This is a genomic window from Amaricoccus sp. (genome assembly GCF_036846665.1).
Classification (GTDB): domain Bacteria; phylum Pseudomonadota; class Alphaproteobacteria; order Rhodobacterales; family Rhodobacteraceae; genus Amaricoccus.
Window position 1 is genome coordinate 1 of record NZ_DAIUBO010000112.1, and the last position, 12,154, is coordinate 12,154.

At 71.3% G+C, this 12,154-nt stretch carries 15 protein-coding genes; 3 read left to right on the plus strand and 12 right to left on the minus strand.

The annotated features are described in order from the left end of the window. Both V7050_RS11995 and V7050_RS12000 read right to left on the minus strand, forming a co-directional pair. On the minus strand, window positions 1-971 hold a 971-nt coding region (locus V7050_RS11995; RefSeq protein WP_324410579.1), incomplete at its 3' end, for an alpha,alpha-trehalose-phosphate synthase (UDP-forming). A gap of 96 nt (window positions 972-1,067) precedes the next feature. After that, the gene (locus V7050_RS12000) at window positions 1,068-1,361 is read right to left on the minus strand and encodes a DUF6477 family protein (RefSeq protein WP_324366951.1); all 294 of its coding nucleotides are present in this window, start codon (window positions 1,359-1,361) and stop codon (window positions 1,068-1,070) included. Between the two features lie 250 nt (window positions 1,362-1,611). Here V7050_RS12000 and V7050_RS12005 point away from each other — a divergent pair, with 250 nt between their 5' ends. Then, the gene (locus tag V7050_RS12005) at window positions 1,612-2,727 is read left to right on the plus strand and encodes a DUF6456 domain-containing protein (RefSeq protein WP_324374663.1); all 1,116 of its coding nucleotides are present in this window, start codon (window positions 1,612-1,614) and stop codon (window positions 2,725-2,727) included. On the opposite strand, the gene tpiA is transcribed toward V7050_RS12005, so the two are convergent. The 6 genes from tpiA to V7050_RS12035 form a co-directional block, all read right to left on the minus strand. Further along, a complete protein-coding gene (gene tpiA, locus V7050_RS12010) occupies window positions 2,728-3,462 on the minus strand; it encodes a triose-phosphate isomerase (protein ID WP_324366955.1) in 735 nt (244 codons plus the stop codon). 126 nt (window positions 3,463-3,588) lie between these two features. After that, complete coding sequence (locus V7050_RS12015; protein WP_324366958.1) at window positions 3,589-3,921, minus strand: TfoX/Sxy family protein; 333 nt, start codon at window positions 3,919-3,921, stop codon at window positions 3,589-3,591. 1 nt (window position 3,922) lies between these two features. After that, window positions 3,923-4,273, minus strand: a complete 351-nt coding sequence (locus V7050_RS12020; protein WP_324366960.1) for a HesB/IscA family protein — start codon at window positions 4,271-4,273, stop codon at window positions 3,923-3,925. Window positions 4,274-4,329: 56 nt separating this feature from the next. Continuing rightward, window positions 4,330-5,076 carry a DUF3307 domain-containing protein gene (locus V7050_RS12025; protein WP_324366962.1) on the minus strand — a complete coding sequence of 249 codons (747 nt, stop codon included), beginning with the start codon at window positions 5,074-5,076 and terminating at the stop codon, window positions 4,330-4,332. Between the two features lie 72 nt (window positions 5,077-5,148). Beyond that, window positions 5,149-5,802: a hypothetical protein gene (locus tag V7050_RS12030; RefSeq protein ID WP_324366964.1), complete on the minus strand. Its 654-nt coding sequence runs from the start codon at window positions 5,800-5,802 to the stop codon at window positions 5,149-5,151. Between the two features lie 60 nt (window positions 5,803-5,862). Then, complete coding sequence (locus V7050_RS12035; protein WP_324366966.1) at window positions 5,863-6,228, minus strand: SUF system Fe-S cluster assembly protein; 366 nt, start codon at window positions 6,226-6,228, stop codon at window positions 5,863-5,865. Between the two features lie 154 nt (window positions 6,229-6,382). Between V7050_RS12035 and tgt the strand changes: the two genes are divergently transcribed. Both tgt and V7050_RS12045 read left to right on the plus strand, forming a co-directional pair. Further along, a complete protein-coding gene (gene tgt, locus V7050_RS12040; protein WP_324366968.1) occupies window positions 6,383-7,513 on the plus strand; it encodes a tRNA guanosine(34) transglycosylase Tgt in 1,131 nt (376 codons plus the stop codon). Between the two features lie 230 nt (window positions 7,514-7,743). Beyond that, on the plus strand, window positions 7,744-8,046 hold the full coding sequence (locus V7050_RS12045; RefSeq protein WP_324366970.1) for an antibiotic biosynthesis monooxygenase: 303 nt from the start codon (window positions 7,744-7,746) through the stop codon (window positions 8,044-8,046). Here the strand turns inward: V7050_RS12045 and V7050_RS12050 are convergent. The 4 genes from V7050_RS12050 to V7050_RS12065 all read right to left on the minus strand — a co-directional run. Then, window positions 8,043-10,400: a hypothetical protein gene (locus V7050_RS12050; RefSeq protein ID WP_324366972.1), complete on the minus strand. Its 2,358-nt coding sequence runs from the start codon at window positions 10,398-10,400 to the stop codon at window positions 8,043-8,045. The two genes, V7050_RS12045 and V7050_RS12050, sit on opposite strands and share 4 nt — an antisense overlap. Beyond that, window positions 10,397-11,269: a flagellar motor stator protein MotA gene (gene motA, locus V7050_RS12055; protein ID WP_324366974.1), complete on the minus strand. Its 873-nt coding sequence runs from the start codon at window positions 11,267-11,269 to the stop codon at window positions 10,397-10,399. Before motA ends, V7050_RS12050 begins: the two co-directional genes overlap by 4 nt. 96 nt (window positions 11,270-11,365) lie before the next feature. Then, window positions 11,366-11,953 carry a MotE family protein gene (locus tag V7050_RS12060; protein WP_324366976.1) on the minus strand — a complete coding sequence of 196 codons (588 nt, stop codon included), beginning with the start codon at window positions 11,951-11,953 and terminating at the stop codon, window positions 11,366-11,368. 3 nt (window positions 11,954-11,956) lie between these two features. Then, window positions 11,957-12,154, minus strand: a 198-nt coding sequence (locus tag V7050_RS12065; protein WP_324410582.1) for a hypothetical protein, incomplete at its 5' end; no start/stop codon positions are given.

Here is a 12,154-nt window from a genome sequence, read left to right on the forward strand (position 1 = left end):
CCGTTAAGGGGGCGGGGGGGGAGGTCGAGCTGCTCGGGGAGGCCCTGATAGGCGTCCCCCGCCTCGGGGGGGGGCGGTGCGATCTGAAGGAAGCTCACCCGCCCCTGCAGTTCCTCGTGGTCGTCGAGCATGCGGCCGAAGGCCTCCATGCGCTGGGGCAGCCCCTTGGAATAATCCATGCGGTCGACGCCGATCACCAGCGAGCGGTTGTCGATGATCTTGCCGAGCCGGCTGGCGGCCGAGCGGCCCTCCTCGCTTTCGGCGAGGGTGGCGATCTCCTCGGCGTCGATGCCGATCGGGAAGGAGGCGGCGCGCAGGCTCCGGTCGAAGACCGTGATCGCGCCGTCGGGCTCGATGCTCGCGCCGCAATATTCGGTGAGGTAGCGGCGGAAGTTCGCGGTGTCGCGGTCGGTCTGGAAGCCCACGAGGTCGAAGGCGCAGAGCGCGCGGGCGAGGCGCTGGTGCTGCGGCAGGGCGGTGAAGATCTCGGGGGCGGGAAAGGGGATGTGCAGGAAGAATCCCATCGGCCCGTCCCAGCCGGACTGGCGCATCTCCTGGCCCAGCATGAGGAAATGGTAATCGTGCACCCAGACCGTGTCGTCGGGCCGGGTCAGCTGCGCCAGCACCCGGCCGAAGCGGCGGTTGACCTTCTCGTAGCTGGCGAAATCGTGCTCGTCGAACTGCGCGAGATCGACGCGGTAGTGGAACACCGGCCAGAGCGCGCGATTGGCATAGCCGAGATAATAGCCCTGGAGCTCGCTCTCGGTCAGGTCGGCGAGGGCGAAATCGACGTTGCCTTCGGCGAAGAGGCGCACGCCGCGGGTCTCGCGCTCGACCGTGTCGCCGGACCAGCCGAACCAGACGCCGCCGCGCTCGCTGAGTGCATCCCAGAGCGCAACCGCGAGCCCGCCGACCGGAGGTGCGCCGGGGCTGGCGGTGCGATTCGAGGCGACGATGAGGCGACCCTTCACGCCATGCAGAAGACGCCAGCCGGGCCGGGAAGGCAAGCCCGCTGTGCAGGCCGGTGGGAGGCTGCCGTCCGGAGGGCCGCTCGCCGCGGCGGTCGGTCAGGCCGGCCGGCCGGCCGCGGGCAGCAGGCGCGCCTCGGCGATCAGCGCGGTCAGGACCGCCACGTGGCGCTGGATGCTGTAGGTCGCCTCGCCCGAGGTGCGGTTGGTCTCCAGGCGGTTCTCCTCGGCGATCAGGCTGTCGAGGGCCGGCCGGTTCGCCTGGAACCGCGCAGTGCGCAGAAGCCGGCGCAGGTCGCGTTCGCGGCGGTAGTCCACGACCCCGGCGCGGGCGGCGCGGATCAGGATCTTGGGGCGGCGCAGGGCGGTGAGCACGGAGGCGAAATCGGTCATCTTCTGGTCCCTCATCGGTGTTCGTCGTGGGGGTATAATCGCTCAGGTTGTGGCCTGTTGCTCGATTTTCGTTTACACCGAACGGTGGCCTTGACTCATAAACTACCAGAACAATTCGCTTTTTGTTCCATTTAAGGTTTCTTTCACGAATCAACCTTAAGTAGATTTTTGCGAAAATTGCAGCGATTGAGGTATCTGCCGTGACCTTCAATCCCGAGGCTTTTCTAGAAGCATCGCATGGTGTCTGGCCATGGTAGCGCAACTGCCGGAGTGGATTCCGGACTGCGCGCTCACCTATCTCGCCCACACCGCCGGGGGGCTTCCGATCCGGGCCCTCGCCCGGGCCAAGGGCTGCCATGCCTCCACGGTATTGCGCCAGATCCGGCGCCTCGAAGCCCGGCGGGATGACCCGCTGGTCGACGAGGCGCTGGAGAGCCTCGCGCGCGTCGCAACCGCCGAATCCGTTCGTTCCGCCGTATCCAGGGAGTTTGCATCCATGCCCAAGCCGGTCGTCTCGCCGAAGTCCGACCCCGACCCGCGCATCGAGCGCGAGGCGCGTCGCATCCTGCGCCGCCTCTGCGAGAAGGGCGCCATCCTCGCGGTCTCGCCGGAGATGGAAAAGGCCGTCGTGCTGCGGGAGGTGGTTCCGGGTCGGCAGAACCGGATCGCCGTGGTCGACCGCGACGTGGCCCATGCCTTCGCGCTGCAGGACTGGATCACCTGCAGCCGCGCGGGCAAGATCGCCTGCTACGAGATCACCGCGGCGGGGCGCGCGGCGCTCAAGCGGCTACTGACCGACGAGCGGCAGGCGCGGGCCGCCAAAGACGGTTTCGCCGAGGCGCCAAGCCCGTTCCAGGAGCAGCATCGCCTCTATGCCGAGCGCACGGTCATGGCGAGCGATGGCTCGGGCGAGCGCACCCTGCGCTTCAATCTCGCCGAGAGCCCGCTTTCGGTCCTGGGCCGCAAGCGCGACAAGGGCGGCGAGGCCTATCTCACGCCCGACCTGATCGAGGCGGGCGAGCGTCTGCGCGAGGATTTCGAACTGGCGCAGATGGGGCCGCGCACGACTCAGAACTGGGAGCGGTTCCTGACCGCGGGCGGGCGCGATTCGGCGCCCGTGCCCCGCGGGCCGGCCGAAGGCCCCTCGGATGCCCGCGTGCGGGTCGCCAAGGCGCTCGAGGCGCTGGGCCCGGGGCTCTCGGACATCGTGTTCCGCATCTGCTGCTTCCTGGAAGGTCTTGAAACGGCAGAAAAGCGTCTCGGCTGGTCAGCGCGCTCCGGCAAGATCGTGCTCAAGATCGCGCTGGAGCGTCTGGCGATCCACTACCAGATCCCGGCGGTCCGGCCGCTGCGCAAGGCGGTGTGATCAGCCGGCGGCGGCGACGATCGCGCCGAAATCCTCGGCCTTGAGCGACGCGCCACCGATCAGCCCGCCGCCGACATTGCCGACCGCGAAGATCTCCGCCGCATTGCCCGGCTTGACCGATCCGCCGTAGAGCAGGCGGATCGCCGCGCCGGGCTCGGCGCCGAAGCGCTCGATCAGTCGGGCGCGCAGGAAATCGTGCATCTCGCCGATCTCGGCCAGGGACGGGGTGCGCCCGGTGCCGATCGCCCAGACCGGCTCGTAGGCGATGACGAGGCCGGCGGGGTCGGCCTCCGGCGGCAGGGAGCCAGCGAGCTGCCCGCCGACCACCTCCATCGCCCGGCCGGCGTCGCGCTGGGATTCGGTCTCGCCGACGCAGACGATGGCGGTCAGCCCGGCCCGGGCGGCGGCGGCGGCCTTGGCCGCCACCAGCGCATCGGTCTCGCCGTGATCGGTCCGGCGCTCCGAATGGCCGAGGATCACCGCCTCGGCACCGGCGTCACGCAGCATCTCCGCGGAGATGTCGCCGGTATGGGCGCCGCTGGCCTCGGGGTGGCAATCCTGCCCGCCGAGCGCCGTGCCGCGCCCGGCGAGCCCTGCGATCAGCGTGGCGGGCGGGCAGACCAGCACGTCGCAGGCCGGCGCCGGGTGGGCGCGGCGAAAGGTCTCGAGCATCTCCGCCGAGGCGGCGAGACCGTTCATCTTCCAGTTTCCGGCGACGAGTTTGCGAGGCGGCATGCGCGGCTCCTGCTGCTGCGGCGGCGCATACCGGCCGTCTCCGCCCGGCCCGTTCGGGAGACACGGGTGGGCGAGGGGCGCGGCGGCGAGCCAATCGGGACGGGGCTGGGTAGCAGAGGCTTCGGCTCAGGGGAAGCCGCCGCTCGCGGACAGCGCGCGCCGTGCCCAGTTGCAGGCGGCCTCCGGGTCGTCGATCGCGGCATCCGGCAGGGTCCAGTAGCCCATGCGCGTGGACTTGCCGGCCTTGTCGTAGGCGAATTGCTCGGAACCCGCATCGGCCAGCGCCGCGGCGAGCGGGCCGGAGGCCTTGAGATAGATCCGGTCCTCGGGCCCGACGATCGCGAAGATCCGGCCCGCGGAATAGACAGCGAGCCCGCCCATCATCGCGCGGGCGGTCACGGCCCCGAGATCGGCGAAGAGCTCCAGGACGAAGGCGCGCGTCCCGGAGGAGACGGCCATGTCAGGTGCCTGCGAACTTGATCGATTCGCCGCAGCCGCAGGCCTCGGTCACATTGGGGTTGTTGAAGCGGAAGCCGGATTCGATCAGGCCGTTGGCATAGTCGATTTCGGTGCCGAAGAGGAACATCTGCGCCATGGGGGCGATCATCACCCGCGCGCCGTTGCTCTCGACCACCTCGTCATGCGGCGCGATCTCGTCGACGTATTCCATGGTGTATTCCATGCCGGCGCAGCCGCCCTTCTTGACGCCGATGCGCAGCCCCTTGCTGCCGCCCCGCGCCATGAGGCGCAGGATCTGGTTCTGGGCGGCCTCGGTGAGGGTCACGGGCGGCTTGCCGGGAATGCCGAACATCGCTGGGCGGTTCCTGTTACTTTCGGGGTTCAAGGTAGTGCGCCGGGCGGTCCCGCTCAAGTCCCGGCGAGGCGGGCCAGCACCGCCACGGTGGCGAAGGCGATGCCGATCCCCCAGGCGAAGCTCGCCAGCGTGCCGATGATGACGTATTCGCCGGTGCGGAGCTCCCGGTCGCGGGCCAGTTCGTTGAAGCGCAACACCGACTTGGCGGCGATCAGGAAGCCGATGGCGCCGGCCTGTCCGGCGAGCACCAGCATGAAGATCATGAGTCGCTCCAGCCGGCCGATGAGCTGCCCGCCCCGTGGCAGGCTCTCGTCCTCGGCGGGGTCGAGCGGGTACTTCAGCCCGTGCATCAGCGCCTGCACGGCGTAGCCGCCGGCCCAGACCGCCGCCACCAGCCCGGCGGCGAGGGTCATGGCCGCAGAAAGGGGCACATGCCATTCCGCCGCCGCCGGCAGGGTCATGCCCCAGAGCCCGGCGCTCCAGGCATCGGGCGAGAGCGTGGCGGCGAGGCCGATCATCGCGAGATGCGCGGCCTGGTCGGCGGCGAAGGCGGTGAAGCCCGGCCCGCCGTGGCGCAGCTTGATCCAGTCGATGGCGTAATGGCTGAGCGCGATCACGAGGATCGGCACGGGGCGCGGCGCGAAGCCGAGGGCGGCCCAGCTCACCACAGCGACGATGGCGACATGGGCGAGCAGGACCAGCGGGTCGCGCTTGTTCTGCACCATGCGGTCGCTCTGCATGGTGAAATCGGCGAGCACATGGCCGAGCGTGAGCGCGATGGCGGTCTCGATCAGGGTCACGGCCGCGTCGGTCCGGGCCGGGGGATTACAACCTCCTGGGTTTGTATCTGCGGAAACAACCTTTTGAGGATGTCACTCGTCATCGCCGGTTCCGCCCTCCAGCGCCGCGAGGGCGCGGCGGAGCGCCCAGTCGCCGCCGCTTCGCAGATGTTTGGCGACCATCTGCTGGCTGATGCCGAACTCCGCGCCGATCTCGGCCTGGGGCGGGGCGTCGGGCACCAGCCGCGCCGCGAAGACCCGCGCCTGGCGCGGCGTCCAGCGCCGCGAGACCTCGTCGCAGAGCGCCACGAGGGCCGCGAGAACTGCGGGCGCGGCGGGGCCGCCGGGCCAGTCCAGGCCGAGCCGGGCGGCGCGGCCGAGGCTGTCGAGCCCATGGCCGGAGGTCTCGAAGGCCGGGCCGGCGCCCGCGGAGAGATCGCCCGTCGCCGGCAGCCTGCCGGGGCCGATCCCCGCCGAGATGCGGGTGTCGAGATCCGCGCCGCGGGCGCGCAGCCGGGCCCGCAGGAAGAGCATCATGCGCAGCGAGAGCGCCGGCGATGGCGCGAGGCATTGCCAGCCGTCGCCGCGGAAACGGGTGAAGCGGGCGGGGGGGCCGTCCCCGGCCCAGTTCGCGGTCGCGCCGGCGGCTTCGCCGAGCACCGCCATCGCCGCATCGAGCGCTGTCCCGCCGAGGCGGGAGGAGCCGACGAGATCGCCGGTCAGCACGGCGAGGGGGTCAGGGGTCATCAGCGATCCGGCCGGTTCGGACGGTCAGAGAATGGGCGGGCGGTCGCGATCCGGCAAGCCCTACATGAAGCCGAGTTCGAGCCGCGCCTCGTCGGACATCATGTCCATGCCCCATTGCGGCTCCCAGACCAGCTCGACATTGACATGGCGCACGCCCGGCAGCGGGGTGATCGCATCGGCCACCCAGCCGGGCATCTCGCCGGCCACCGGGCAGCCGGGGGCGGTGAGCGACATGGCGACATCCACGTCGCCCTCGCCACCGATCTCGATGGTATAGACCAGCCCGAGGTCGTAGATGTTCACCGGGATCTCGGGATCGAAGACCGTCCGGCAGGCCGCCACGACCTCGTCATAGAGCGGGTGATCGGTGGTCGAGGGCCGGATCAGCGGCGTGCCTTCCAGCGGGGCATTGGCTTGGGCGGTCATGACGCGCGATCTCCCTTATTCCCGACCAGTTATATAGGGAATGCCGCCGTCCCGTAAAGACGGAGCCGCCGGAGGGGGGCTGCGATTGCCGGGCGGGCGCGATCCGTCGCGGGGAGGTTTGCATCCGCGCGACAATGCCCCTAGCAGGGCGGCCATGACACGCGGCATCTCCTTCGCCATCGAGGCCAGGGACGGCAAGGCCCGCAGCGGGGTGCTCGCGACCCCGCGCGGCGCGATCCGCACGCCGGCCTTCATGCCGGTGGGCACGGCGGGCACGGTGAAGGCGATGCTGCCCGAGAGCGTCGCGGCGACCGGCGCGGATATCCTGCTCGGCAACACCTATCACCTGATGCTGCGTCCCGGCGCCGAGCGCATCGCCCGGCTCGGCGGCCTGCACCGCTTCATGAACTGGTCGAAGCCGATCCTGACCGATTCGGGCGGCTTCCAGGTGATGAGCCTCGCCGAACTGCGCAAGCTGAGCGAGGAGGGCGTGACCTTCCGCTCGCATGTGGACGGCGCGCGGCATCACCTGAGCCCGGAATCGAGCATGGAGATTCAGCGGCTGCTCGGCTCGGACATCGTGATGGCCTTCGACGAATGCCCGGCGCTGCCGGCCACACGCGATGCCATCGCGGCGAGCATGGCGCTGTCGATGCGCTGGGCGGCGCGCTCGCGCGACGCCTTCGGCGACCGGCCCGGCCATGCGCTCTTCGGGATCCAGCAGGGCGGGCTGGAGCGGGACCTGCGGGAGGAGAGCGCGACGGCGCTGCGCGCCATCGGCTTCGACGGCTATGCCATCGGGGGTCTCGCGGTGGGCGAGGGGCAGGCGGCGATGCTGGCGGTGCTCGACCATGCGCCGGGCATGCTGCCCGGGGACCGGCCGCGCTATCTGATGGGGGTCGGCAAGCCCGACGACATCGTCGGCGCCGTGCTGCGCGGCGTGGACATGTTCGATTGCGTGCTGCCCTCGCGCTCGGGGCGGACCGGCCAGGCGCTGACGCGGCGGGGGGCGGTCAACATCAAGAACGCCCGCCACGCCGAGGATCCGCGCCCGCTCGATCCCGACTGCACCTGCCCGGCCTGCCGGTCCTACAGCCGGGCCTATCTGCATCATGTCTTCAAGGCCGGCGAGATCATCGCCTCGATGCTGCTGACCTGGCACAACCTGCATTATTATCAGGAGCTGATGGCCGGCCTGCGCGGGGCGATTGCCTCCGGAGGGCTGGCGGATTTCGTCGCCGGTTTCGAGGCGGGCCGGGCGGCGGGGGATCTGGAGCCGCTCTGACCGACGGGTTCCGGCGCCGGGCAGGCCTGGCGTCACCGTCCGGCCCGGCGGGCGCTGCCCTCATCTCGCGGTGGGACGGTCGTACCGGGAACCATTGGTTCCAAGTGCGATTGCTCTGGACAGCACCGCGCCCCGCGTTGAGGCGCAGGCCGGAGTCGGCTAAAATGACCGCCCCCGACCCCCGGGTGCTTCCGCCCGGGCGGCGAGGCTTTTGGGGAACGGAGAGCGCCATGACCGCTTTCAACGTTGTTCGCATGCGGGTGAAGCCGGGAAACGAGGAGGCCTACCTGAAATCGCATCGGGATCGCGTGCTCGAGGGGATGGACGGCATGCGGTCGCTGAACGTCATCAAGACCGGTGACCGGGAGTTCTGCGTGATCGGCGAATGGGACAGCATGGAGGCGCTCGCCGCGGCGCGGCCGGCCATGATCGCCACGCTCGACACCTTCCGCGACCGGCTCGAGGATCTCGGGCCGGGGCTGGGCGTGACGGATCCGGTCTCCGGCGAGGTCGTGCTGCAGCGGCGGCCCTAATTCGCGGCCGGGGCGCCGCCGGGCGGCGTCTTGGCGAGCAGGGCCTGGACGAAATCCTCGACCTGGCGGCCGGTCGCGAGCAGGCGGCGGGCGGCGTCGAGGCTCGGGCGTTCGAGCGCCGGCAGGGGCTCGACGAAGGCTTCTTCCGCGTCGAGCGCGGAGGGGTCGGGTGAGGCGGGGCGGGCCTCCTCGGGGGCGGTCTGCGCGACCATGAATTCGGCCATGGCCTGGCGCCCGGGATCCGGCGCGGCCTCGTCGCGGGCGCGCGGCCAGTCCCCCGAGGACCAGGCGTAGGCGTCGGCGGCGTCCGGCAGGCCCGCCTCGCGCAGCACCGCGCCGGCCTCGGCGAAATCCCCGTCGAGCGCGAGCGCCTCGGCGGTGAGCCGGGCGGCCTCCGGCCCCTCGATCCCGGCGAGAATGTCGCGGGCCCGGGCGGATTCGCGGCTGCGCAGCCAGGATTCGGCGAGCAGGAGCCGGGCAGCTTCGCCCGCGCGCGCCGCCGCCGGCTCAACCATCGCGCGCGCCCCCTGGGGCAGGCCCAGGTCGAGCAGCCGCCGCGCGATCGCCCGGCGCGCGGGGTCGTTGGCCGGATCCGCCGAGACCAGCGTGGTGCTCGCCAGCACGGTCTCGGCATAGGCGGCGCGGCCCACGCGCTCGGGATCGGCGGCGGCGAGCAGCGCCACCGCAAGCTCGGCGAAGCGGGGGTCGCGGGGCAGGTCGATCAGCGCGGAGCGGATCTCGGCGATGGCATCGGGCAGCTCTCCGCGGACGGCGAGGGATTCCGCGAGCAGGAGCCGCAGCTCGGCGGCGCGGGCGGCGCCACGGGCCTGGAGCGCGGCGGCGCGCAGATCGGTGACGTGGCGGTCGGGCAGAGGGAGGCCGGCATCGGCGGCGAGCCGCGCGAGATGGAGGAGCGCCTCGGGCGCCGCCGCGGCATCGGCCTCGATCAGCGCGGAGAGCGCATGGATGCCGGCCTGCGGGTCACCTTCGGCGGCGGCGAGCCGCGCGCCGACGATGGTCAGGGCGGAGGTCTGCGCCGTTTCCGGCCGGGTGGTCGTATCCTGGATCAGCCGCGCGGCCTCGGTCCGGCCGGCATCGAGCAGCCGGGCGACCAGCCCCGGTCCGACGAGCCCGCGCAGGTCGGGCGGCAGCTCGGCGAAGGCGGCATGGATGGTCTCGAAGCCCGCGTCGTCGGGCAGCGCGGGGCCGTTGCTGGCGATGGCGCTCCAGAGCCCGTGGGCGCCGGGGCAGCTCACCGCCGCCGAGAGCGGGCCTTCGGGCGGCAGCGCGCGGCCCTCGACCGCGCGGGCGAGGTCGAGCAGGAGCGCGCGGTTCTCGAAGTCCTGGGGAAAGCTCGCGAGGACCGCCTCCGCCTCGGTGCCGAGACCGAAGCGGATGTCGATCCGGATCAGGCGCGCCAGTGTCTCGGGGTCGGGGGCATCGAACTCGCCGAGCAGGTGGCTCGAGAGATCGACGATCTGCTCGAACGCCGGGCGGCCGTCGGACCATCGGGCGATATCCATCGCCTCGTCGGGCAGGCATTCGACGGCGACCTCCGGCTCGGCCATCTCCGCCAGGGCCTTGGCCCGCTCGCGGTCGAAGACCGTGGTGGCCTCGATCTGCTCGAGGTCCAGCAGCGCCGCGATGCCGGCGGCCTCCGGCGCCCCGCGGGCGGTGAGCGCCACCGGCAGGGTCGGGGCGGCATCGCTCTCGGGGCGCGCGGGCGGGGTGGGATCGGGCAGGGCCGGCGGAACCCCGGCCGGAACGGGCACGGTCTCCGTGGCGGTGCCGGCGCCGGTTTCGGGCCCGGCTTGCGGCGGCGCCGGCGGACCCGCGTCGGCGAGCTCGATCAGCCCTTGGCCGGCGGCGCGCTCGATCTGCCGCAGCAGGATCTGCTCGGCGGCGTCCACGGCGGCGGCCTCGCGCAGATCCCGCGCCTCGGCGGTTTCCGCCACCGGCTGGGATTCCGGGGCCGGCAGCACCGCGTCCCGGTCGGAGACGTCGAGCGCCAGATGCCGGCCCTTGACGAAAAGCGTGCTGACCCGGCAGTCGCAGGTGAGCTCGACCGCAACGGTCGTGCCCCTCGGCCCGATCGCGGTCGCGACGGCGCCGATGCGGGTCCGGGGGATCTTCTCGAAGATCCGGGCGGCGTCGAAGGCGATCTCCCTGCCGGGGATAAAGAGCGTGACCCGGCCTTCCGCGGTCTCGAGCGACCATTCGGTGGTCGGGTCGATGCGGACCACGAGGCGGGAGAAATTCGCGTGCTCGCCGCTGAGGATCGGGCCGCCCTCGGCCGCATGGAGCGGCGCCGCGGCGAGGCCCGCCGCGACGGCAAGCGCCAGGGTGCGGATCATGCCGCGAGGCTCTGCTTGGTGGCGCGCAGCGCGCCTTCGAGCTCGTTGTAGGAGGGGCGCAGGCCGGCGGGCGTGTTCTGCCGGCCGACCTCGACGCAGATATTGGGCGCGTGGTTGTGCAAGGCGGCGACCATCACCTCGCGGATGAGGTTGTAGAAATGCTGGTCCTCGTCGATCACGTTCTTCACCCGGCTCGCGAAGGGGCCGACGATGCCATAGGCGAGGAAGACGCCGAGAAAGGTGCCCACCAGCGCGCCGCCGATCATCTTGCCGAGGATCTCGGGCGGCTGGTCGATCGAGGCCATGGTCTTGATGACGCCGAGCACGGCGGCAACGATCCCCAGCGCAGGCAGGCCGTCGGCCATGGTCTGGAGCGTATGCGCCGAATGCAGCGCATTGGTGTAGTTCTTCTCGATGCGCTTGGTCAGGACCTCCTCGACCTGCATCGGGTCGTCGTAGTTCATCGAGGCCGAGCGCAGCGTGTCGCAGATCAGAGCCACCGCCTCGGTATCGGCGAGGATGCGCGGATAGGCGTTGAAGATCGCCGAGGCGCCCGGATCCTCGATGTGCTGGTCGAGCTCCACGGGGTTCGAGCGGGCGATGCGGATCAGCTGGAACATCAGGCAGAGCAGGTCCTGGAAGTCGCCGGGCTTCCAGTGCGGGCCCTTGAAGACCTTGCTCACGTCCTTCAGCGTGTGGGTGATACCGTGCTTGTCGTTGGAGATCACGAAGGCGCCGAGCGCCGCGCCGGCGATCATCATCAGCTCGAAGGGCAGCGAATGCAGGATGATGCCGATCTTGCCACCGGCGATCGTATAGCCGCCGAAGACCATCACGAAGACGATGATGATGCCGATGATGCCGATCATGTGGTCACTCGCGAACTCGGGACGCCGCCGGCGCCGTATCCCCTGAAGCCTCCGGTCTTACCCGGCGGGGAATTAAGAAACACTCAAGCGCCGGCGTCATTCCGTGGGAACGGCATGGTTCCTGCTGGCGATGGTCAGCGTCACCGCATAGGCGGAATCGGCGTTCATCGCCGCCAGCACCTGCGCCGCGACCTCCGGGCGCACCCGCGCCAGCAGGCCGGCGGCGAAGGCGACGTCCATGCGCTCGAAGATCTTCGCGGCCTCGGCGGGCTTCATGTTCTCGTAGACCGTGGTCATGCGCTCGATGTCGCGTTCGGCGGCCTTGTCGGCCACGGCCAGCGTCGCCTCGAGGTTCTTCCGTGCGGTCTCGAAGGCGGCGAGCTGCTCGGCGAGCTTGGCCTCGGCGACGTTGAGGGTCTGGGAGCGCTCGGCGAGGCGGCGCGATTCCTGCGCCAGCTCGTCCTCGCGCTCGCGAATCGCGGAGAGCAGACTCTCGGCATCCTCGGTGCTCGGGCAGGTGGCCGCGGCGGTACCGTCCGCGGCCCCGGAATCGGCCAGTACGCCGATCTCCTCGGCGAAGGCCTGGCCGTTCGCGGCGAGGCGCAGCGCCGCGGAGCCCAGGAAACAGAGCACGATCAGCCCCACGCCGCCGATGGCGCGGCGGCCCGCGGTGGTCGCGGCCATAGGTCAACGGCCCCCGGCGGCGGCGATGGCGCTGAGCGCCTCGATGAGGTCGTCTTCGCTCCGGGGCGCGTCCTTGGGCGCGCGCGGCCGCAGCGGGCTCTCGAAGGCCGCGAGGCTGCGCGGCTTGGGCAGGATCTCCTCGGGAGCGGGCTCGGGGCGCGCGGGCGCCGCCGTTTCCTTCGGCAGCACCGCGAGCCGCAC